The organism is Neoaquamicrobium sediminum (assembly GCF_013240295.1).
GTDB classification, from domain to species: domain Bacteria; phylum Pseudomonadota; class Alphaproteobacteria; order Rhizobiales; family Rhizobiaceae; genus Aerobium; species Aerobium sediminum.
This window is the reverse complement of record NZ_JABETK010000003.1, coordinates 189,774-213,365: the sequence shown is the minus strand read 5'-3', so window position 1 is coordinate 213,365 and position 23,592 is coordinate 189,774. Positions and strand designations below refer to the sequence as shown.

General features: G+C 64.1%; 13 protein-coding genes and 3 pseudogenes. 2 read left to right on the top strand and 14 right to left on the bottom strand.

The window, feature by feature from the left end:
- Position 1: 1 nt before the first annotated feature.
- Entirely contained in the window at positions 2-1,615 is a 1,614-nt protein-coding gene (locus HK436_RS23710; RefSeq protein ID WP_173194050.1) for a hypothetical protein, read from the bottom strand.
- A 249-nt stretch (positions 1,616-1,864) separates the two neighbouring features.
- Between HK436_RS23710 and HK436_RS23705 the strand changes: the two genes are divergently transcribed.
- Positions 1,865-2,038: a hypothetical protein gene (locus tag HK436_RS23705; protein WP_173194048.1), complete on the top strand. Its 174-nt coding sequence runs from the start codon at positions 1,865-1,867 to the stop codon at positions 2,036-2,038.
- A 32-nt stretch (positions 2,039-2,070) separates the two neighbouring features.
- On the opposite strand, the gene HK436_RS23700 is transcribed toward HK436_RS23705, so the two are convergent.
- From HK436_RS23700 to HK436_RS31720, 6 genes are all read right to left on the bottom strand, one after another.
- Positions 2,071-3,681, bottom strand: a complete 1,611-nt coding sequence (locus HK436_RS23700) for a hypothetical protein (RefSeq protein ID WP_173194046.1) — start codon at positions 3,679-3,681, stop codon at positions 2,071-2,073.
- A gap of 7 nt (positions 3,682-3,688) precedes the next feature.
- Positions 3,689-6,166, bottom strand: coding sequence for a hypothetical protein (locus tag HK436_RS23695; protein ID WP_173194044.1), 2,478 nt, complete (start codon positions 6,164-6,166; stop codon positions 3,689-3,691).
- Positions 6,112-8,289, bottom strand: a complete 2,178-nt coding sequence (locus tag HK436_RS23690; RefSeq protein ID WP_173194042.1) for a hypothetical protein — start codon at positions 8,287-8,289, stop codon at positions 6,112-6,114. The genes HK436_RS23695 and HK436_RS23690 overlap by 55 nt, the downstream gene beginning before the upstream one ends.
- Positions 8,201-10,867: an OmpA family protein gene (locus HK436_RS23685; RefSeq protein WP_173194040.1), complete on the bottom strand. Its 2,667-nt coding sequence runs from the start codon at positions 10,865-10,867 to the stop codon at positions 8,201-8,203. Before HK436_RS23685 ends, HK436_RS23690 begins: the two co-directional genes overlap by 89 nt.
- Before the next feature lie 295 nt (positions 10,868-11,162).
- A complete protein-coding gene (locus HK436_RS23680; RefSeq protein ID WP_312860711.1) occupies positions 11,163-12,062 on the bottom strand; it encodes a nucleotidyltransferase family protein in 900 nt (299 codons plus the stop codon).
- A gap of 19 nt (positions 12,063-12,081) precedes the next feature.
- A complete protein-coding gene (locus HK436_RS31720; protein WP_244649370.1) occupies positions 12,082-12,276 on the bottom strand; it encodes a hypothetical protein in 195 nt (64 codons plus the stop codon).
- A 222-nt stretch (positions 12,277-12,498) separates the two neighbouring features.
- On the opposite strand from HK436_RS31720, the pseudogene HK436_RS31715 reads away from it, so the two are divergent.
- Positions 12,499-12,799: pseudogene (locus HK436_RS31715) on the top strand (SLC13 family permease); the annotation flags it as partial.
- On the opposite strand, the gene cysG reads toward HK436_RS31715, so the two are convergent.
- The 7 genes and pseudogenes from cysG to HK436_RS23645 all read right to left on the bottom strand — a co-directional run bounded on the left by cysG (position 12,764) and on the right by HK436_RS23645 (position 23,223).
- Positions 12,764-14,290, bottom strand: coding sequence for a siroheme synthase CysG (gene cysG, locus HK436_RS23675; RefSeq protein WP_173194038.1), 1,527 nt, complete (start codon positions 14,288-14,290; stop codon positions 12,764-12,766). The pseudogene HK436_RS31715 and the gene cysG sit on opposite strands and share 36 nt — an antisense overlap.
- A pseudogene (locus tag HK436_RS23670) lies at positions 14,262-16,933 on the bottom strand (nitrate reductase). The gene cysG and the pseudogene HK436_RS23670 overlap by 29 nt, the downstream one beginning before the upstream one ends.
- Positions 16,934-16,938: 5 nt before the next feature.
- Positions 16,939-17,268: a nitrite reductase small subunit NirD gene (nirD, locus tag HK436_RS23665; RefSeq protein ID WP_173194036.1), complete on the bottom strand. Its 330-nt coding sequence runs from the start codon at positions 17,266-17,268 to the stop codon at positions 16,939-16,941.
- Positions 17,269-17,272: 4 nt separating this feature from the next.
- Positions 17,273-19,722: pseudogene (nirB, locus tag HK436_RS23660) on the bottom strand (nitrite reductase large subunit NirB).
- Between the two features lie 20 nt (positions 19,723-19,742).
- The gene (locus HK436_RS23655; protein ID WP_244649369.1) at positions 19,743-21,044 is read right to left on the bottom strand and encodes an MFS transporter; all 1,302 of its coding nucleotides are present in this window, start codon (positions 21,042-21,044) and stop codon (positions 19,743-19,745) included.
- Between the two features lie 365 nt (positions 21,045-21,409).
- A complete protein-coding gene (locus HK436_RS23650) occupies positions 21,410-22,621 on the bottom strand; it encodes a CmpA/NrtA family ABC transporter substrate-binding protein (RefSeq protein WP_173194034.1) in 1,212 nt (403 codons plus the stop codon).
- A complete protein-coding gene (locus tag HK436_RS23645; RefSeq protein WP_173194032.1) occupies positions 22,618-23,223 on the bottom strand; it encodes an ANTAR domain-containing response regulator in 606 nt (201 codons plus the stop codon). Before HK436_RS23645 ends, HK436_RS23650 begins: the two co-directional genes overlap by 4 nt.
- Positions 23,224-23,592 lie beyond the last annotated feature (369 nt).

Here is a 23,592-nt window from a genome sequence, read left to right as displayed (position 1 = left end):
GTCAAGGGACCTCCTGCATGAAGGACGCGGGTGCTCCATCCACGCCGCCGAGGGTCGCACGCAAACTGCCGCCTTGGCCACGCAGGTAGAAGGATAGCAACGCCCCCGTTCGACCGGCGGCCTCGCGGCGTACCGGCAGCGGGACCGTGCCGGCGAACGGGTCCTCCAGAGGGCGCAATTGCGGAATGTCGGCATAGTCGACGTCGAGCGTCACCCCGCGCCCCATGGGTCGCGGAAGCGGGCCTGGTACAGCGAGGTGCGGCCGGAAGGCTGCCTTGAGTCGGTATCCCGCTTCTGGAGGCACCTTGAGCGGCAGGTTGATCGGTGCGCGGACGACGAACCCCTTACCGGCAATGCGCCTCACGGCAACCACGCCGAAGGCAAGCGGCGGAAGCGGCGAACCCGCGGGCACCGCTGCAATGCGCTCCGTCGCGCGGCCAAGAGGATCGTCGAGCTGGAACCGCACCGACAGCGCGGTATCCACGTTCGGACGCACGATGCGCAGCCGAATTCGCGTGTTCTCATCCGGCGTCTCGCGCCAGATGCCACTCGTTCCCAATGCTGGAGGGGCCGTCGGCAATGCGCGGAGCGAGCCGTCTCCCGGCACGCCATCGACAAGCTCTGGCCACGCGAACAGCGCGGTTCCGGGCCCGTTTTCAGCAAGACCGGTTACCTCCACGCGCAGTCGATGCGCCCCGAGCGTCGTGGCCTCGATAGGAGCCGGCGTCGCCGTCGCAATTTCGATCAGAGCAATATCGCCACCGGGCCAGGAATGTTCAAGCGGTTGGAGGTCCGGCGGGCCAGGTGGCGGTATGACCACACTGCGTGCTGCCGAAGGCTTCGAACGTCCGCCCAGAAGGCCACGTTCGGGACGCGGCAGTGACCATGCGACGGCCCGGTAGTAAAGCGGCGACCAGCTGCCCGCCGGCCGGTCCACGCCATTGGCGATGCCGATCGCCTGGCCCGGCGCGGCCCCACGTGGCGGGAGCGCACGTATCGCCCAGGTCGGCTCACCGCTACGCACTGTCATCAGCGGCGGTCCCATGGTATCCAGCTCCACCGCGGCTGCTTCAGATCGAACCCGGTGAATGTCGATGCGGTCGACCGTCGCCCCCGGCAGCGTGGTGAGCCGCAGATCCGCGCGAAAGGCATCGGTTCCACTGTCGGGATCTGCGGCGCGGCGCACTTCCAATGTCGGGGCGTCGGGAACCTGCTTCTGCGGCGCGGCATAGGCGATGGGCCGCTTGCGAAGCATCGGATCCCCGGCACCAGGCCATTCGGATTCCACGCCGCCGGCGCTGATTCCGACCACGAGGAAGAGATGAATCTCCTTGCTGCCGCGGGGCAATGTTGCCTGATAGGATGTCGCGCTGACTGCGGTCTCGTTGAGCCGGGTGAAGAAGCGCTTCGCCGGATTGGCCGCAAAGGCGTTTCGCAACTCCACAAGGCGCTGCGACAGGGTTTGTTCCAGCCGCGGCTCGGCAAGTCCCCAGTCGGCCCGTAATTTTCCCTCCTGGGCAGCATAGATGAAATAACCGGCCGCTCCAGGTGCCGAGGGCCATGTCACAAGCGCATGATGGCGCCCGGCCCCGTCTTCCATACTGGCGAGCAGCACATCTTCGTGTTCTGTCGCGATGACGGGTGGCCTCGGGTCCGACGCCGAAGCGATGCGCGGTGCACTCCAACCACCAGCACGGCCGGGGGGCGCCTCTCGATCGCCATTGCCGACAGAGCCAATCCGATGTGCCCGGCGGCGTTGAAATCGAGTGAGAAGCCGTCGACGCGAAGCCGGTAGCGGCGGGGGCCGGCAACGTTGAGCGGGCCAGCAATGATGTCGCGACCGTCCTCACTCAGATGCTGGAGCGTGCCCGGCATCGACGGCCGCGTTGCCGGCGGGGTCGAACCTGACCTCAAATGGCATACCCGCAGCACCGCCAAGGCTCCTCTGCAGGCCGATTGGTGCCGCTGGCCCGAGCGGCGGATCGCCGCGACGGGCCTGAGCGTAGAGCACCCCTGCGAAACGGATATCGGCCGGTGAGCGCGCTGCCCAGTCCCAGGCAAACTCCACCGTCAGCGAGGCCGGACAGGGTCCTGCGGAGGCCGTAGTGTCGAGCGACGCAGACAAGACAGGCACGATCTGCACGGGGGTTCCTGCACATTAATCGGGGCGGTGCGCCACTCGCTCCAGACACCGAATATGTCCTGATGGGCGACGCCGTAGAGAAGCGGAACGACGGCCGGACTACCAGGTATGGCAAAGCTGTCGTCCGAGGCGCGCAGTTGCGGCACGTTCGCAGGTACGTCGCTGCCGGTCGTCACGCCGATCGGCTGAAGCGCCTCGTCGCCCCTGCGCGGCAGGATAAGCGCCTGCGCGGTGCGGGCCCCGCCGACGCTGCGAGCATGGGCGTAGGCGGCCGATCGAAGCGGCAGACCGGGCGGCAGCCGATCCCATCCCAACCGCATCACCGGTCGCCATGCACCATCGGTCGTGGGCGGCGAGCGCATCCCTTCCTGCAGAATACTGAGATTGGCCGGTGGTGGTGGCGGGACGACGCGGCGCGGCGACAGCGCGATGGCAGCGAAGGCGATCTTGTCAGACTGACCGTCGAGCCCGTTGGCAAAACGCGCGGTAACGCGGAAATCGCTGTCGCTCCTGTTGGGATCGTTGAAATATTCGACGTCGCGAACGGAGATCGGCGGGATGTCTATTTCCTCGACTGCGGTTCCAAAACCGGCAAGCAGGCTCGCGACAGGATCGGTCGCAGCGGCGAACATCAGCGTGCCAAGCAGCGAGAAGGTAGCCGCGGCAGCTTCCCCTCCGCCTTCGGCGGCCAGGTCCACCGAGCGTTCCAGCGTGCCGTGCAGGTTCGGCGGGCGGGTGGTCACCATCTCCAGCAGCCCGTCAAGGACGTCGTCCTCCATAACCCGGAGGAAGGCTTTGGGGTCTGCTTTCCGCCAGTGGGGGGCAAGACGGCCTGGCGCGAAGGCGCTCTGCCATCCGAACGGCGCAGCGCCCCGGGAAAAGCGCGACAGCGCGGCGTCTACCGGCGGCATAGGCATGCCTGCTGGCCCTTGATCCGCGTCGAGGCCGAATACGCCGTTCCACTCGCCCTGGTCGACGGGCAGCCCAACGCGCTCGATGAGCGTCCACTCACCCCGGTTGGCGTCCTGGCCGTCAATGCCGACCCAGCGCAGGAGTTCGACCCCGTCAAAAAGCACCAGGCAGGCAATCTGTGGTGCGGAAAACGAGATCGTCCTGAAGCCGCTCGACACGGTCTCGATGCCGACGACAGCCGAGCCGAAGGGCGCGCCGGCAAAAGCAATGACATTAGCCTGCGGTGCCGTCACTTGGAGCGTTGCACGAATAAAAACCATTGGGGACGGCGCTGCGAAGGCTCGCCAGTTGAACAACGTCTGGACGATCAGTGTCTCGTCCTCGACCGGCAGCTCCTTTTCCAGCTGCACGTTGAGCGCCGGCCGCCGCCAAACCTCAAAGGGTTCGGTCGGGTAACCAAGCTCCGGTGACAGCAGCCAGCGCAGCTGCACGCCTCGCACCAAAGTCTCGCGGCTCTGCTTCAGTGCCGTCATATGGGTCTCGTCGCGGCGTGCGAGCGCGGCCCAGTCCACCAGCGCGGCGGCAAGCAGGAAGCGATCGGGATCGAGGATGAATTCCTCTTCCATGGCGATCTCACTCTTCCCACGGCGGCTGGGAAAGCTGCAGGTCGACGACAATCCTGCGCTCCTCGGCAACCGCCAGATAGGGTTCGGAAAACGGTCGACGGACCAGTTCAAGCTGGATACGGCTGCCGAGCGCGCCGGATCTGAGTAATATCAATGCACGTTGGCCGCCCGGGGCAATCACAGGCTCACCTTCAATCAGGCCCGCACTTGCGGCCGCCGGCTGGAAGCCCAGCCATTCCTTCTCAACAAGTTTCCAGCGCCTCGTGCCAGGGAGCCCATCCGGGTCGGGCACGCTCTCGGGATAGAGCCTGGCACGCGACAACGGCTCGTCCGCATCGACGAGGATGGCCGTCGGTCGGCTGCCGCCGGGGGCGGGCTCCCATAGCACCGTCACCTTCGGCGTCCGCGGCGCTCCGTCGACATCAAGACCGGCGCGGGCAAAAGCCTCGTCGAGTTCCTGGCCCATCGGGGCACGGCCGGCAAACGGCGCCAGATGCGTCATGGTCATGCCGGCCTGCAGGGCACGGTGGCCGACTGTCAGCCCGCCGAGCGAAACGCCGAAGTCCGTCATCGTGGCATGACCGCCGGTGGAGAAGTGGCGACGGTAGATAAACGGTGTCTCGTGCGTCGCATGCTGACCGACCGGCACCGCCACCACGTCCATGATGTAGTCGGTGAAAGGCTCCAGCGGTATCGGGATCACGACCACTGTCTGGCGGGTACGGCCACCGTCGATCGGGATGCACTGCCCATCAAGCACGCCGACAAGCGCGTCTTCGAACGGGGACAGGACCAGGGAGCCCGCACCGGCGAGGGTCGCGGCCGAGATGTCGATCTGGCCCGCCGTTCCATCCTGTCCCGGCGGATGCCGTCCGGAGGCCGCCTGCAAGCGGACTTTCAGCTCCTTGCCGTAGGCGCCGTAGAGACGATCGATGTCGGCGGTGGCGAAGACGAGGCGCGGGGGTTCGCCGCCGAAATAGTGCGTCTCGCCTTCCATCGGCGAGGTCATCAGCACGAACGAGTCCAGCCTTGCCGGTGCCTCGGCATCGGTGCGGAACCAGAAGCTCTGCTCGCCCTGTCGGGCCTTGCCGGAACTCTTGCGGGTCCCGGCCCAGCTGAGCCGGCAGCGATAGAGCGAGGACGGGAAGAGGAAGGCGTTGTCGGTGCTCGCCGGCCCGAGCGATTCGGTCACGATCTCCCGCTCGCGGTCGATCGTGGTGGTGTCGTGGTCGAAGCGCAGCCTCTCGGAAAGGCGCAGCAGTTCGATGGCGGCGAGATAGTAGGGCAGCAGGAACGGACGAAGCTGCGGATCGGAGCGCTTCACGCCGATCTCGACCCGAGCGGCCTTTTCATGTGGGCCGAGTTCGACCAGGGCCGCGCGGTAGCGGCCGAGGCGCTTCTCCGCCTCCAGGAAGGCGAACACGTCGGTGATTCCGGCCGCCCACGGCATGTCAGTCCTAGTCCATTCCTCGGGGAGGTCGCGCGGGGGCACGAGATCGTCGAAGGTGACGGGCCGCGATTCCAGCTCATTGCCTTGCTCGTCGAGCACGCGGATGACGATCGTCGCCGCCTCGTCGATCGGCGTAAGGAACAGCAGCAGGCGCAAGCGGTCGAACCCTGCGGTCTCCAGGACGAGCGTGTCGTCCAGCGGCCCGTGCACGATGCCGGCCTTCTCCAACGCTTCCTTGACGAGCTTTTCCTTCAGCGGGCCGGCGAAGCGCACGAGGGTCCCGTCGTCAAGCTGAGGCGACTGCAGTACCCGCGCTTCGCATGCGCGTTTTTCGCCCGCGACCAACGTGCCGACCGGCGAAAATGCCCCCAGGATGTCAGCGCGAGACACCTCCTCGCCGCGGCCGAGCGCGGCTATTGCTGCAAACTGGTCGCGCTGCGGCCTCGCCGTCATGTCGGCAAGCGCCTTGGCGTGCAAAGTCTCCGGAACCCTGAAAGGCTTGACCTCATCCGAGCCCACAAGTGCTGCAAGGACCGTGTCGTCTGGCGCAAGCGAGAATCCGTCCCGCCCACCTGCGCCCTCCTCGCGCATGACCGGACCGCGGCCGCCGACGCGCACGATCTCGGCCAGGTCACGCAGCGGGCGCGTGCGGCGGATGCAGGGAACTGCACCTCCCACCACCATCGCCGGCACGATGCCGCGTGCGGCGTCCACCCAGGCGATGCCGCTGCGCCATTTCTCGTGCACGAAGAGCCTGGCGTCTGCCGTCCCGGACCGCCGCGTGCCGTCCGGGTCTGGCCAGGCGATGCCGGCAAGATCCCAGCCGGACGTGCTCGGGCCGAGCGGTTCGAAGCGGAACGTCCACAGCACGGCGGCCGGCGGCGCGGCGTCGTCGCACACCGTCTGCCAGCGGTCGCGGATCGTCTCGGTGCGCTTGTCGCTGGTCTCGATGGCCTTGGGCGCGGGGTCGAGGTCCCAGGTCAACAACGCCAGTTGCGCTGCCGAGGATCGCCCGTCGCACCCTGCTGCGTCCACCAGCGCGTCGGCGTTCCGATGCCGAGCACGGGCGGGTCGATCACCGACCCGTCTGGCGCGATGCGTTCGAGTTCGAGGACCTGCAGCCCGTAGCGATAGCGCTCCCCACCGCGATCGACGAAGCCGTTGTCCGTCATGTCCAAGTTCGGGGGCGGTGCGAGCGTCGTGCCGAGGAAGGCGGCGCCCTCGATCACCGGCGGCGCCAGCATGGTGATGACAGGGATGGAATCAATCGGCACCACCGGCAGCGGCGCATTGGCCGCCGGCACGCCGACGCTCTCATGGGCATCGCCCAGACTGCCGTCGATGGGACGGTCGACGCCGGTTCCCTGGGTCAATGCGGGCGAACGGCTCTTGAGCGCCACCTTGCCGATCAGTCCCGGCACGTTCGGTTCGATGCCCGGCGTTCCGAAAGAGATCGAGACGCATTCGCTGATCTCAAAGAAGAAGAAATCGACATGGCCGCACGCCTTGCCGTCGACCCGAACGGCGATTGGCAGGGGGCCGTCCTGCTCGCGCACGGTGACGGTCAGGTGGACGTCCGCGCCGACCGAGACAATGAACAGGCGAAGTTCGCCGTAGACGCTCATGGTGCCGGAGATCAGCATCGGGTCGAAGCCGACGACCGCGTCGAAGCCGCCGCCGACTTTGAGATAGAGACCGATGTCGGTATCACCCCAGATAAACGAGGCCCCGGCCCCGATGCCGATGCCGAAGCCGGTGATGCCGGGTAGGTCCTTGTATGCTTGGAGGCCCTCTCCGCGGATCATCAGGTATCCGGTGCCGTCGACGATGCCGAGTACGCGCACGACCGCGGGACCCGGACCTTGGACGTCGGGGCGGGCGCCGAGATAGAAGTGCCATTTGCGCAAATTGCCGGTCGAGAAGAAGGCCTCCGCCGGGATCTTGATCTCGATCAGCTTCTCGATCTCGTAGGTGGCGTAGATGCCGATCGCAATGTGCTGCGGGGTAATCTCCAGGACGGCCAGGACGCCACCAACGCCTCCGGCCTCTTCCATCGCTGGCGGCGGTGTCAGAAAGCGCGCATTGAGCGCTATCAGGATGTTTGGCCCCGGCAGTTCCAGAAGCAGCGTTCCGTCAAGATTGAGGAGCACACCGCCTTCCATGGTGCCGATTATGGTCCCGACACCGAACGACCAGCGGTCGATCCGCGGCTCCCACAAAATGACGCCGCTATCTTCCTCTTCCTCTTCCGTTTGAGCAGGTTCGGTTTTGAGCAGGTTCGGTCGCCCCTTTGCCGCCTTCAGCCACTCGATAGATGGAACCGATTTGTCAGCGCCGATCGGCGTGCGTGCATAGTGCATGCCAAACAGGCCGCGGAAGCCGAATATCCCCAGGCCGGTCGAGCCAAGCGGGATGCCGACTGGCAGGAGGAGGTCAAGGCCGACGAAGAGCCCGGTCGCTGGGCCGCCTTCGGCTTCGGAGATGTCGGCGATTTCAAGCGCGCCAGCGACGCGCAACCCGATGGCGCGGACCGTCAGGTCGATCTGGCCTCCTATCTTGGTCTTGCTGATGGACAGGTAACCGTCGCCGACAAGTGCCCCGGGAATGTCGACACGTGCCCCGATGGATGTGATCTCAGGTGGTCGGGGCTGGTCGAGATAGGCACGTATGCCCAGCCTGTCGAATGAGACGACCCCGAAATCGACACCCATTCCGATCTCGACCTCGAATGTCATCGGATTGATGCGTGAGAGCCGCGCGCCGAGTATCTTGAAGATACGGTCGAAGGGCGGGCGCAGCATCAACCCGCCGGAGTTCTGCAGGCCGATCGTGTAGCCGCGCGAACTGTCGAAGACCGGCCTGAACTCGTAACGCGGCGCGATCGGAGCACCATCATCGTCAAAGTCGGAAAGCCGCACGCCGATTGCCTTGTAGCGGACGGAGAGCGGTGCGGCGGGATCGATGCGGACAAGCCAGTCATTCTCGGAAGGCAGGGACGCCGACCAGCACGCCTCAAGGTCGAAATAGATGTTGCCCTCGCTGCCAGCCACATGCCAGCGCGCCAGATACTCAGCACCGTGCAGGATGACGCGTTCGACCGTGAACCATGGCAGCGCGGCGATCAATGGTGGAAGGGCCAGCTCGGCACCCGTGATCACGGCATCGACCGGCGAGCCGACATCGCGGTCCGCAGCCTTGGCAAGCAGCGGCCAGAACGAGATGTAAGAGCCCAGCAGGTTCGCGCCAGAAACTCTGCGTCCGTGCCTCGCCGGGAAGCCAACCGACGGCGAGCAGGCCATCGGTGTCAGACGGGTCGGCGCCGATCGAGAACGACACCACCGTCTCGCCGGTCATCTCGTTTTCCTGCAGCAGGAAGCGGAACGCGGTGATGCCGTCACCCGGGTTGTCGGGCGCAAGCGGCACACCCCGTTGCAGGGTGCGAACACGTTCGGCAGGCTGCCCTTGGACCTGGCCGGTATTGCGCAGTTTTTCCTCGGCGGCAGTCTGAACATCGATCTCGCCGTCGATCTGGATCGCAACAAAGCGGCTTTCGATGACCCGCAATTTGACACCCGCGCTGCGGAACCAGTCGGGCCGCTGCGGTGGGTTCGGAACTGGCGGGTCAATGACCGATATCACTGGCGGCGTCCCACCGCCGGACGGATCACGGGTCAATGTTGCATCAGAGGCGCGTGGCGGACGGCTGGGGTCAGGATTGAACTTGATCTCGGCCTTCCACCAGTCACGATCGGAAGGCGACTTGTGCGTCATCCAGGCAGCCTTCCAGGCAGGAAGCGCGACGTAGCTCTCCTTGACCGGTGGCTCGGGGTCTATGCTGGGCGAGAAGCGGCCAGGGTAGTGATGGTGGATCAGTTCGCGTACGGCAATCGCACGTCGGCGAGCCAGCTGGTAATTGTGCTCCAGCTTGCTCTCATCGTCCTCGAAGCTGGCATGCCCCACGATCTGGATCTGCGTGACGGCGGGATCGATCGCCTCGAAGATTGCAGGATGGTTGCCGCCCGTCAGGGGCCGGTGGCCGCCGGTCTCGCGACCAGAACCTGGCGATCTGCCGCGCGCCAGGCTGGTCCACACCTGGTCGTTGCTTTCCGGCAGCACAGAGGCAAGGATTTGTGGCTCAGCCGCGCCTGCGCCCGGCTTCGGTGGGAGGTCGAAGTAGAAATAGACCGGCATCGCCTCGACCGTCATGCCGGGGATGCTCGCGCGAATCTGGTGTGAGGCGCCGGCTACGACCTCGACTGTGAAATTCGGTCGCGGCGTCGTTTCGGCGCCGCCGTCAAGCGACCATCGCACGTCACGCTCAAGAGGCTCTGTGGTCAGCGTGACGAAGCGATCATTCTGCTCCTTTATGACAATGCGTGGGTTCGCGCCGGCGGCAACAGCGATCATCGCCTGCCTGGCCGGTTCGGCGGCGGTGCCAGGGGTAACGACAATGGTACGCGGATCGCCCCTGCGCGCGGCGATCGTCAGCGCGGCGCTGTCCGGCGCGCCGGACGTTGCGTCCGCAACGGCGATAGCGATTGTGGCGGTGGGATTGGCTGACAAATCGATCTCGAAGATTCGACCGGTTGCTGGCGCAGCACCGTCGACAGAGACCGACACGCCGTAGGGCGTGCGCCCACCCTCCACGTCCACGACCATCCGGGTGATCGCCGGCAACACTGCGGAGGCGGTCGCGCCGTCCCGCTCCAGGAGGGCAAAACTGCGGCCGGAGGCGTCGAAGAAGCGTGCTCCCACCGTCAGGTCACCGCTGCCCTGGTTGAAAATCCTGCCCTCGAAGTCGCCCGAAATGCCGCCGTTTGGACCAAAACCGAAGAGGAAATCGCGCACGCCAAACTGATATGCGAAACCGTTGCGGCCGCCGGAGACAAACACGCGCAGTTCCGGCAGGTAAATGCCCTGCCAATCGTCGCCGACGCCGATCCGCTCCAATACGTCCGGAGGGGTACTTTCGCTGGACAGGTCCAGCGTCCCGCCACGGAATCCGATGCCGATGTCGGTGCCGTTTACGAACGCATAGGGTGGAACCATGGATATGAATTCGGATGTGGCAATGTCAGTCGGGTCGTCGAGGCTCTCGACACCGCTCGACAAAAGCAGGAAGCGCAGCCTGCCGTCACCCTGATCGTGGGCAAGGCGAAAGCGGAGTTTGGGGAGATTCAGCACCACTTCGCTGAAATTGGTGTCGGGCACCAAGAGCCCGTCATCAGTCATTCGCGCCGGCCGCAGTCCGCCGGGCCGGAAGGTTGGTGCGTTGACGATCAGGTCCAGCGTGAAGGCCGAGGCCGGAAAGTCGGATGGCGGCGCGTCGAGAGGGATCGGATCCCAATCGGCGAGAACCGCGCGAGCGGCGGCAAAGTTGGCGTCGCCTGCAAGTTGCGCGGCGCCTGCCGCAATGATGGTGGACGCGGTGCGCGGCACATGCAGTTCGAAGCTGATGCTCGTCTCCGACAGATCGAAGACGGGGTCGCGCTGCGCCGGGTCGAAAGGTGGATCGGTCTCGTCGTTTCGGAACTGGAATAGCGCACCGTTTGGACCGGGAATGCTGAGCCGGCCCTGGAACTCGGCGCGGCCGCGGATGGAGATGCCGAAAGCGTCGCTTGCCGTCTCATGCTCGACCACGCGCAGCACGGAAAATGCCGCGTGGAAGGCGTTCAGGTTCTGCCCCTTCAGGAAGTAAGGAGCGACCAGATCACTGAGCGCAAGGCTCTGTGGCACGAGAACCTCTCCGCCCCCGCGGCACTCGTCTCGTTGTTACGCTGGTGGAAAAGTATAGTGTCGATATAATCTTCTTCTGTTTTGGTAATCGTTGTCAATCACCTTCCGCACCGCCGGAAGTCAACGTTAACGAGAGCCTTCCGAGCGCAGTTGAGATGTTTGTCCGGTGGCCGAAGAAATCAGCGTAGCGAGTTAATCCGAGAGCCCCCTGCCGTCGGCGATGGTTTGTTGAAATGAAATTAGAGGAATGCGGAATTGAGTTTCCGGTCGGTCGCTGCGATCGCCGGTTGCTCAGCTATTCGCCATTCTCCAATATTTTGTCGAGTCCGAGATCAGCAGGATCAATTTCGAGATTCCGAATGCCGTGCGACAGACCCGTGTAGATCTGCGTTCTGGCAGCGTCTTCGATCTGACGTATGCTCTTACGGATCGCTTCGCGCCAAGCTGGCCCGCGCTCCCAGGCCTCAATGAAAACCTCGGCCAAGTCCTCCGCCTGATGCTGGGCGATCATGACCTCCATGATCGTTGCAGCCTGTGCAAGATCTTTGCGGCTTTTTGCCGTGCCATCGCCGTCGGTCCGACGCCGGCTTGCGACTATCAGCTTGTGAACTGCGTATCGTTCAGGCGCCGGCACGTTCACCGGAACCCCTGCCCCGTGCAGCAGAACGGCACGGATCGGGTTGTATATCAGGAAATCCAGAAATCGCAGCGGTTGCGCCGACGCGCCTCCAAGTGAAGGCATTGGAGCAGGACGTCCGCCATATTCATCCGATCCTGTATTTGGGGTCAGAAATTCCACCTTGTATCCGGCGCGGGACGTATACTGCGTTGTGAAGCGACCGTCGTTCTGGTGCGGTATCTCTCGAAAGGTTGGATCCACCTGCTTCAGCGTTTCGAGCACCGGCGGCATTTGATCTTCGACAGCAACCGAGATCGAATGGAATTGGGCAAAATCCGCATCGGCGGTAACCATGGCGGTGCGGGGCAGACGGACCCCCAGAACCGCCGGATAACATTGAAACGCAACGGTCCCAACTAAAACACCACGAAGCCGAAAGAAGCCTGCATCGGCCAACGCTTGGACAATCTCGCCGACGCCTCGTTCAGGTCGTGGCAAATATGCTTGACGAACGAGCGTAGAGACCAGTTTCCTGCGTTCTTGGATGTCGCTTTTCAGGTCCTTGAAGTTGTCCACCCGTTTGGTGACCTCAGGATCATCGACAGGACCGACATAGGTTCGCTTCTTCCCCCTGCCCGTCAGGCATGTCGAAATACCAGTAGCGACGGCCCTTGACCGCAGCGGTGATGAAGCGGCCGTCAGCGCTGAACTCAGAGGTGAAAGCACCATCCAATGCGCGCTGCGCCAGTTCCGAGTAGATGGTTTGGTAGCTGTGAGAGATGTGCTGCATGTGCGTTGTTACCGTTTACGCGAAGACGGTAATAGCACGCCTGCATTACAGCCGCCAGACGATTTGTTACCATATCTGCGAAAACGGTAATAGCCTCCTGCCATTCTGTTCATGGACATCGAAGGCGCTTGAATAGCTCATGTGGGCTGGATCGTGGCTCGCTCCTGCCAGCATATGCTTTCGGCACCAAGCAGCCGCGAAATCACTCTCTAGCAGCGATCCATTGTCTATGCCCTTGCCTCAACGTCAACCGAATGCGTGACGAACAATGCAGTCGCGGTCATCTTCACGCCCATCGTTATCAGGCTTGCCAACAAATAGGGATCGAGCCAAGGGCGCTCGTTGTAGCCGTAATGTTTGGCGCAAGCGCGAGCTTTGCGACGCCTATTGGCTATCAGACCGCACGCTTGTCTACGGCGCCGGCAATTACAGGTTCAGCGACTTCGTTAAAATCGGGCTGCCGATGAACATCGTCGTCGGAATAGCGTCATGTTACGCGATCTATCTGTACTATGGTTTGTAAGGCGGCACGCCGCTCGAACGAGACTTGCGGGCAAGTGTCCCCGAACTCGTCCGTCCACGATGACCCTGCGGCCATGACGGTGGCTGGGTCCGCTCTTCTCTCGGCGAACACGGAACCGATTCCGATCACCACCGGACCTCCGTTGAGGAGGGTGTTGATCCCCTTTGACAGATCCGCCAGATCGCAACACAGTTTGGTCTCACCAATCCGCCCAATGTCGGCCGCAATAACAACCGGCGTCTCTGGCGGCATGCCATGAGAGATCAATAACGAAGCGATCGAGGAAGCTGTCCGTCCGCCCATATAGAAGATCGTCGTGGTCGAGGGGTCGGCTATCGCCATCCAATCGATATCATCGGGCAGGCCGCCATGCTGTGAATGCCCAGTGATGAAACGAACCGATCGCGCCTTGTCACGGTGCGTGAGGGAAACGCCAAGTGTGGCGGCCAAAGCGAGCCCGGCAGTGACCCCTGGCACCACGTCGTAGCCGATGCCATGCCTTTCCAGTTCAGCGATCTCCTCGCCTGCCCGCCCGAAGATCATTGGGTCGCCCGACTTTAGCCGTACCACCCGTCGCCCGGCGTTGGCGAGTTTTACCATCAGGTCGTTGATCTCGTGCTGTTTGCAACTTGCACGCCCCGCCCGCTTGCCCACGAGAATACGTTTTGCCTCGCGCCGGGCCAGTTCCAGCACCTCATCCGACACGAGATCGTCGAACAGGATGACGTCGGCCGCCTGCAGGGCACGTATCGCCTTCAGCGTGATGAGCTCTGCGTCTCCGGGACCTGCCCCGACGAAGGTGACGTGCCCGCGGGACTCGATGTCTTGCAGTCCGCCAAGGAGGGAGGCTTCACTGGTTTCATCCGCGGCTGGCCCGAACGCACGGTCGACGAAGCGCTCCCAGAACCTGCGCCTTGCCGGCCCAACCGGCAGCGCCTCGGCGACACGGCGGCGCCAATCCCGAGCCAGCCCCGCCCACCCAGCGAGTGTGGGCGGAAGCAGCGTCTCGATGCGCCGCCGGATCGCCTGCCCCAGCACGGGTGCTGCGCCTGACGTGGATATGCCGACCACGACCGGCGAGCGGTTGACGATCGTTCCGAACTGAAAGTGGCAATACTCCGGCCGGTCGATGATGTTGCACGGTACCCCAGCCTCGCGCGCCGCCTGCTCGAAAGCCACCGCCTCGACGTCGTGTTCGGCGTCGCAGAGCGCCACCGCCGCGCCATTCAAGTCTCCCGCGCGCCAGCTTCGCGGAAAGTGACGGATTGCCGGGTGACGCACCGCCACTTCCTCCATGCCCTCGGACAACTCGCCAGCATAGAGGTCGACGTTGGCACCTGCCGACACCAGCAGTTCGACCTTCCATGCGGCGGCCTCGCTGCCACCGACGACGACGGCACGTTTGCCTGTCAGGTCGAGGAAGACGGGAAGGACGCTCAGCGCTCCTATGCGCGGCGCGGGGTCACTCGGCAGCCTGGAGACGATGTGCATCGAGCAGTGTCCTGATTTCGGAGCGGCACGAGCCGCAATTGGTACCCGCGCGAAGCTGCTGACCGATGTCCTCCAACGGCGGCCCCACGCGTTACTGCTGCCGCGATCTGATGTTCGCCGACGTTGAAGCAGGAGCAGATGACACGGCCGATCGACGGCATCGGCACGGGCGAACGTCCAGACAGAAGCGCCATGCGCTGCCCCGCCGCCAGCGGCTCACGCGCGCCAAGCAACGACACCAGCCAGTCTCGTGGAGGAAGTTGACCAGGGGTGCCACCAGCAGTGCCTCGGCAAGAGCACCGGCCGGATCGAGGGCAGCAGCGCGGTATGTCAGGCCGCGCCGGTCGGTGTATTCCATAAACTGGTTGCGCGGCGACCCATCCAGCAGGCGGCGCGACAGGAGGATGCCCTGGTCCGGCGTTTCGGTGCCGCACAATTCGTAGACCCAGCCGCCGTCGACCGGATGCCGCGTCCAGTGGACGAAGCCCGTTGGCCGCAACTCGCGACGCGTCATCAGCACGCCCGTCCAGGCGATGGCCTCACGTTCAATGCGTACTGGAACGTTCTTCAGTTCCGGTGGCCCGAGAACGGATCGCTCAGCGGCGTGGCAAGCGATCCCGCGCCTGCATTGGCGGCAAAATGGCCGCTCCAGTGCATCGGTAGGAAAGCTGTACCCGGTTTCTGATTGTCCGAGACGGTGACGCGTGCCCGGGCGAACCCGTAGCGGCTCGATATATGAGCGAGATCGCCATCCCTCAGCCCGCGCCGGTGTGCGTCCAGCGGGGCGATTTCGAGTGTCGGTGCGGGCACGTTCGCCATCAGACGGGGAACCCGGCCAGTTCGTGTCATGGTGTGCCACTGGTCGCGCAGCCTCCCGGAGTTGAGCGCGATGGGACGCTTCGCATCTACCGGCAGCGCCACGCCCTCCTGACGAACGGCAACAAAGCGCGCTCTTCCATCCGGTGTCGGGAACCGGCCGTCCACCAGCAGGCGCTCCGCGCATGGCTCACCACTCGCCTGTGGCCAGTGGCGAGGCGGGAAATGCTCATACTCGGCATCGGCAATCTCGGCCAACGCACCGATGTCGAAAAGCCTGTCGCCGTGGTTCTCGAACGCCGACAACCGGGCATGTTCCCGGAAAATTTCCAGCGGTCCATCATAGGTGAAGGCATCGCCGAATCCCATGCGCTGCGCGACATCGCAGATGATGCGCCAGTCCGCTCGCGCATTGCCGGGCACCGGCAGGAAGGGCCGCTGGCGCGACATGCGTCGCTCGGAATTGGTGACGGTGCCGCCTTTCTCGCCCCATGCGGCAGCTGGCAGCAGCACGTCGGCATAACGGGTCGTGTCGGTGCGGGTTACGTCCGAGACCACGACGAACTCGCACGATTTCAGAGCGGTGCGCACACGCGCCGAATCCGGCATCGAGACCGCCGGGTTGGTGCCCATCACCCACAGCGCCTTGGCTCGCCCGTCGCCGGCGGCGCGGAACATGTCCACCGCCTTCAGACCCGCCTGCCGCGCCATCGCAGGGGCGCTCCAGAACCGTTCGACGCGCTCGACGTCTTCCGGCCGGTCGAAATTCATGTGGGCGGCAAGCTGGTTGGCCAGCCCGCCGACCTCGCGCCCGCCCATTGCATTGGGCTGCCCCGTGACCGAAAACGGCCCCATGCCGGGCTGGCCAATGCGACCGGTCGCAAGGTGACAGTTGATGATGGCGTTGACCTTGTCGGTGCCATGCGCCGACTGGTTCACGCCCTGGCTGTAAACGGTGACGGTTCGCGACGTTGCGGCAAACAGCTCGTACAACAGCCGCACGTCGGCTTCCGCCAACCCGCATCCGGCGGCAACAGCGCCGGGCGAGGATGCTTCCGCGCTCGCGACCGAAAGCGCTTCGGCAAAGCCGGTCGTCGAAGAGTCGACAAAATTGCGGTCGATCACGCCGGCAATATCGAGATGGGCCAGCAATCCGTTGAACAGGAGCACGTCGGTGCCGGGGTCGACTGCGAGGTGCAGGTCGCATTCCTCTGCGGTGGCCGTGCGCCGGGGATCGATCACGACGATCTTGGTGCCCCGCGCCTCGCGAGCCGCCAGCAACCGCTGATAGAGGATCGGATGACACCATGCGGTGTTGGATCCGGTTAGCACCACAAGGTCGGCCTGATCGAGGTCCTCATAGGTGCCAGGGACGATATCCTCGCCGAAGGCGCGGCGATGGCCGGCAACCGACGACGCCATGCAGAGCCGCGAATTGGTGTCGATGTTGGCCGAACCGATGAAGCCCTTCATCAGCTTGTTGGCCACGTAATAGTCTTCGGTCAGCAATTGCCCGGAAATGTAGAACGCGACCGAATCCGGTCCATGTTTTTCGATGGTTTCCGAAAAACGACGCGCGACGAGGTCCAGCGCCTCGTCCCACGAAGTCTCGCGCCCGCCGATCTCCGGCACAAGCAGCCGTCCCTCGAGGCTGGTCGTCTCGCCCAGCGCCGAGCCCTTCGAGCACAGCCTGCCGAAATTCGCCGGATGGTCGGTGTCGCCGCGGACGGTCACGTTGCCGTCCGCGGCGACACGCGCCAGCACGCCGCAACCCACCCCGCAATAGGGGCAGGTCGTCCTCACTTCGGTTGCCGGCAGATCCTGCATTGCCGTCACTCCGCCGCCATCAGTGCGCGCTCGAGCCCCAGCAGGATGCGCCCGTCGATCACCCGCACAGGGATGGTCTTGACGGAGCCCTCATCCGCACCCAGCGCCTTGCCGGTTTCGAGCGAAAACACCCAGTTGTGCAGCGGGCACGTCACCGCGTTGCCGTGGACGATGCCCTGGCTCAGCGGACCGCCGCGATGCGGGCAATGATCCTCGATTGCATAGATCTCGTCGTCCGCCGTGCGGAACACGCCGATACGGCCCTGCGGCGTGGTCACGCAGCGTGCCCCGCGCGCCGGAATGTCCTCGATAGTGCCGATTTCATGCCAGTTCATCGCGTCACTCCGCTGCCTGCTGGAAGGAAAGGGCCGCCATTGGCTGGAACTCGTGCTTGTCCTTGCCGGACACGCGTTCCGACCACGGATCCACCTGCGCGAATTGCTGGCTGTAGACGAAGCGGTCGTAATAGGCCTTGCGGCGTTCGACATCGTCGAGCACCTGCCGCCGCACCTCGTCATATCCGATGCGCTTCGCCCACTTGTAGATGCGCTCCAGATAGCGGGCCTGCTCGCGATACATCTGCGTCAGCGCGACGATCACCTCGAGCGCCTCGTCCTCCGTCTTGACCAGACCGAGAACCTCGGTGCCCTTGATATCGAGCCCGGCGGCTCCGGCGAAGTGAATCTCGAAGCCGGAATCCACGCAGATGACGCCGACATCCTTGCAGGTGGCCTCGGCGCAGTTTCGCGGACAGCCCGACACCGCCATCTTCACCTTGGCGGGTGTCCACGAACCCCACATGAACTTCTCGATGCGGACGCCGAGACCGGTGGAATCCTGGGTGCCGAAACGGCACCAGTCCGACCCCACACAGGTCTTCACCGTGCGCAGCCCCTTGGCGTAGGCATGGCCGGAAACGAAACCCGCCTGCCCGAGATCGGCCCACACCGCGGGCAGGTCCTCCTTCCTGATGCCCAGCATGTCGATACGCTGGCCGCCGGTCACCTTCACGGTCGGGATCGCGAACTTGTCGACCACATCGGCGATGGCCCGCAATTCCTTCGAAGAGGTGACACCGCCCCACATGCGCGGCACGACCGAGTAGGTGCCGTCCTTCTGGATGTTGGCGTGAACCCGCTCGTTGATGAAGCGCGACTGGTAGTCGTCGGCATATTCGTCGGGCCAGTCGGCGACGAGATAGTAGTTGAGCGCGGGCCGGCATTTGGCGCAGCCGCAGGAGGTCTTCCACTCAAGCTCCTGCATCACGGCGGGGATCGTCTTGAGACCCTTCGCCTTGATGAGCCGACGCACCTCGTCATGGCCCAGTTCCGTGCAGGAGCACATCGGCTGAACCGCAGTGGGGTTGTAGCTGTCGCCGAGCGAAAGCTGCATCAGCTTCTCGACCAGCCCGGTGCACGTGCCACAGGAGGCGGACGCCTTGGTGTGGGCGCGCACGTCGTCCAGCGTCGTCAGTCCCTTGGAGGTAATGGTTGAAACGATCTTACCCTTGCAGACGCCGTTGCAGCCGCAGATTTCCGCATCATCCGCGAGTGCCGCAACGGCCGCCAAAGGGTCCGCCGAGGCACCCCCTGAAACGCCTGCCCGAAGATCAGCGTGTCGCGCATCGCCGATACATCGGTCTGTTTCTTCTGCAGATCGGCGAACCATGCCCCGTCCGCCGTCTCGCCGAACAGCACGGTGCCGATGATGCGGTCGTCCTTGAGCACAACGCGCTTGTAGATACCGGCCGAAGCGTCGCGCAGCACGATCTCCTCGCGGTCGTCGCCGTCGGCGAAATCCCCGACGGAGTAGAGATCGATGCCGGTGACCTTCAGCTTCGTCGGCGTGTCTGCATGGGCGAAATGGTCCTCGCCGGTTTCGGCCAGCGCGGCCGCCGCCACGCGCGCCATCTGATAAAGTGGCGCAACCAGGCCGTAGACATGCCCGCCCACCTCCGCGCATTCGCCGAGCGCGAGGATATCCGGATCGGACGTGCGCATCCGGTCGTCCGTGACGATGCCCCGGTTGACCGTCAGCCCGACATCTTTTGCCAGCGTCACGTTGGGCCGGATGCCTACTGCCATCACCACCAGCGCGGCCGGAATGATGGTGCCGTCATCGAGTTCGACGCCCTCGACCTTGCCATCGCCAACGATCTGTTTCGTGTTTGCCCGCGTGACGACCTTTATGCCTCGCGCCTCGACCGCCCGCTGCAGCAGGTAGCCGGCGGCCGGATCGAGCTGACGCTCCATCAGCGTCGGCATGACGTGAAGCACCGTCACCTCCATGCCGCGCTCCTTCAGGCCGGCGGCGGCTTCGAGGCCGAGAAGGCCACCTCCAATCACAACCGCCTTCTGGCGCGACTGGGCGGCCAGAAGCATGGCGTCGACGTCGTCGAGATCGCGGTAGGTCAGCACGCCCGGCAGATCGTTGCCAGGCACCGGAATGATGAAAGGGACGGACCCAGTCGCGATCACGAGCTTGTCGTAGGATTCCGTCACGCCATGGTTAGACGTCACCGTCTTCGCCTCGCGGTCGATGGCGACGATCTTGTGGCCCTTGTAGAGCACGATGCCGTTGGCGACGTACCAGCCATCGCCATGGATCACGATCTCCTCGAAGCTCTTTTCGCCCGAAAGCACCGGCGACAGCATGATGCGGTCGTAGTTCACGCGCGGTTCGGCGTTGAAGATCGTGATGTCATAGCGGCCGGGCGCGGCTTCCAGCAGATGCTCCAGCATCCTGCCGGGAGCCATACCGTTGCCGATGATGACGAGTTTCTCTGTCATGGCCATCATCTCCCGCCCGATCATTCCGCGGCCTGGGCGAGCGAGCCCGACGGCTCGGCAGCGCGCTTTTCCATCTCCCGGATCGCCAGATGCATCCACATCAGGCAGACGCCCACCAGCACGAAGAGCAGCATGAAGCAGCTCGACCAGATACCGGTGAGGTCGTTGAGCGCGCCGAACGCGATGGGGAGGATGAAACCACCGAGGCCGCCGATCATGCCGACAAGGCCGCCCACCGCGCCGACATTGTCGGGATAGTAGACCGGGATGTGCTTGTAGACGGCCGCCTTGCCGAGGCTCATGAAGAAGCCCAGCACGAAGGCAACCGCCACGAAGGCAACCGGGCCGATGGCCATGTGGAATGCGATCTGCCCGTCGATGCCCTGGACGAGATAGTCGGTCGCCGGGATCGACAGCACTGCGCAGCACACGGCGGAGACCGCAAAGGTCCAGTAGAGCACGGTGCGTGCGCCAACGCGGTCGGAGAGCACGCCGCCATAAGCGCGGAAGATCGAGGCGGGGATGGAATAAGCCGCGCCGATCATGCCGGCGGTGGCGATGTCGAAGCCGTAGACGCCGATCAGGTAGCGCGGCAGCCACAGCGCCAGCGCGACGAAGGCGCCGAACGCGAAGAAGTAGTAGAGCGCGAAGCGCCAGACCCGCATGTCGCGCAGCGGTGCAAATTCGGCCAGGAAGCTGCGCGGCTGGCCGGCGCCGGTGAGGCGACGCTGGCGGATCACCGGGTCATCCTCAGTGGAGAGCCAGAAGACAGCGGCCATCAGCACAAGCGCGGCGGCCCACACCAGCGCCACGCTCTGCCAGCCCCATGCCAGCAGCACGAAGGGCGCCGCGAACTTGGTCACGGCCGCGCCGACATTGCCGACGCCGAAGATACCGAGCGCTGTACCCTGGCGCCCCGCCGGATAGAAGCGCGAGACATAGGCGACGCCAACCGCGAAGGAGCCGCCCGCAAGGCCGACGCCGAGCGCGGCAACCAGCATGTGCGCATAGGTGGTGGCAAAGGCGAGCAGGAACGTCGCCAGCGCCGATGCAAGCATGGTCGCGGTGTAGACCAGCCGGCCGCCGAGACGGTCGGTCCAGATGCCGAGCAGCATGCGGACGAGGGATCCGGTCAGGATCGGCATGCCGACCAGGAGGCCGAACTGCGTTTCGCTCAGGCCGAGCTCGTCTTTGATGCGAACGCCGATGATCGAGAAAATCGTCCACACGGCAAAGCAGACGGTGAATGCGATGGTGGACATCGAGAGCGCCCGGCTGGCCGAAGCGTCCGGAATGGGGGTGGTTTTGGCGGTTTCCGTCATTTCTGGCTCCATCATCAGCCCTTGGGAGTGGCTGTGCGCTGGCTGAAAACAAAAAAGCCGCCGATCAGTCCTCACGCGCACCGGTATACGGGCACGCGACAGAAGCTGATCGGCGGCTTTGCCTGATGCGCCCGTCATTGGACGCGAAATCTGAAGGCCCTTCATCAGGCCTGCAAATAACCAAGCAGTTTACGTGCCAGTTTCAGAATTGAAGTGAAGAACGAGCAATATCAGAGATTTACGCGCTTAAGCAGCTGTTTCGGGCTGATGCCGCTGACCACTTTTTATTCAAGGCGCCGTTGTTGCCAGCCCAAGATTTGTGCACTGCACGAAAAAAGGCAGGTCGCAGGGCGCGGTCCAGGCCGCTATGACAGGCTCAGATATCGAGCGATTTGGTCTGGATCGAAGACCCCGCCATCGAAGAAGCCGTCGGGGCCCAGAACAAGGCTTGCCCCCGCCGATCCGACCGGTGTCGCCTTGACCAGCGATCCCTCCACCTTGGCGTTTGCACCCGGCAGGGCGACGCCGAGCGGACCGAGCGCGGCGCGGTAAAGATCCGGACGATAAGTCTCGCGCGCGATGTGCTCGCCAGCTTTGCTGGCCTCGATCTGGCCCCAGCGGGCCATCTGGCTGTAGAACCACAGCGCATGGCTTCGCCACGGGAAGGTGGCAGCCCGCGCAAGCGGTACAAAGAAGTCGTCGACGGCGATCACGCCCCCATCGCCATTCAGGAGTTGCCCCGACAGCGCCGGCATAAGCCATTCGACATCGCATCCGACATAGCCGGGCCGCGCGAGAATCGCCGCCAGTTCCGCATGGTTGGCGGCCTCGCCGCACCATTGCGCTGCACGATATAGCGCGCGCAGCAGCATGCCGAGCGACTCGGGATTGGCGTCCGCCCACTCGGCGGACACGCCCAGCACCTTCTCCGGGCTCGAACGCCAGATCTTCGATTTTGTCGTGACGATGCGGCCCGTGCCATGGAATACGGAGGCGCTGTTCCAAGGCTCACCTACGCAATAGCCGTCGATGCGGCCCGCTGCCAGCGCATCAGGCATCAACGGCGGGGGCACGATCACGATGTCTGTGTCCCGCTGTGGATCGATCCCGCACGCGGCCAGCCAGTAGCGTAATTCGTAGTTGTGCCCGGAATGCGGGTGCACCACCGCGAAGCGTAGCTTCTCTGTCCCTTGCCGCGATGCGATCACCTGTCGCAGCGCCGCGCCATTGATGGCAGGGTCAAGATCATGGGAAGCGCCTACCTCCCGCATCGCCGCCCACAGTCGTCCCGAAACAGTCACCGCATTGCCGCCCAGCCCCAGCGCCATCGGCGCGATGGTGGGTGTGGCCAGCGGTGCAAGGCCGAGATTGAAGGCAATCGGCATCGGCGCCAGCATATGTGCGGCGGCGAAATGGCCCACCGCAAGCCTGTCTCGGACGCTCGCCCAGGAGTTCTCGCGCACCAGCACGAGATCGATCCCTTCAGCTTCCGCAAACCCCTTTTCGCGCGCGGCGATGAGCAGAGCGCTATCCAGAAGTGGCAGGAAGCCGACCGTGATCCGGCAATCGGCGGTCATGTCTCATCTCCCGGTTCGAGCAATCCGGCTGCGGTGATGAGGCTCTGCGCGATCTCGGCGATCTTGCGATTCTGGTTCATGGCCGTCTTGCGCAAAAGCACATAGGCTTGGTCTTCCGAGATGCCGCGCGACTTCATCAAGATGCCCCTAGCCCGCTCGACCAGCTTGCGGTTCTCCAGTTCCGTACGCGCTTCCTCCAGTTCTCGCGCCATGCGCGAGAAGGCGTTGAAGCGGCTAATCGCCATGTCTACGATCGGCTTGACCCGTTCCTTGCGCAGTCCATCGATCACATAGGCCGATACGCCGGCCTCGACCGCGGCTTCGATCGAGGATGCATCCGAATGGTCCACAAACATTGCGATGGGACGCCTTACTGCCTTTGCAAGCTGGAAGAGGCTTTCCAGCATATCGCGATTTGGGTTCTCAAGATCGATCACGATTACATCTGGATCCAGTGTCTCGATCCTAGTGGCGATCCCGTCTATTTCGCTGACGACCCAAACATCTGCGTAGCCAGCCTCACGCAGTCCTGCCTCGATGATCGATGCACGGATCGTGTTTTCGTCGATGACGAGTATCTTAAGGTTAGAACGCACACTCATTCATAGCATCATGAATCAACGAACCTATTGTGCGTTGCAACATATACGTTGAGCTTTATATGGCTGTCCATGTATGTGAGCCCCGCGTCGGAGAGTGCCTCACTACCATGGACGGCCGTGCGGAATAAGCGCGCAAAAAGAGGACCGTCTTGTGGGCTTGTAGTGGGGCTACTGCCCCTTCCTGGGACCGTTTCAACGGGTCTCGCCACTGCCCACAACCATCTTCTCGATCGTCACAGCCACGAAGCCGATCGGCGCGCCCTTACACCCCGCTAATGGCACTACTACATGGCGGCGCGAAATCATGAGAGCACCAACCTTGTGCGGTCACCTCAATCCAGCGCGAAGCTAGCGTCGGTTGCACAGCTC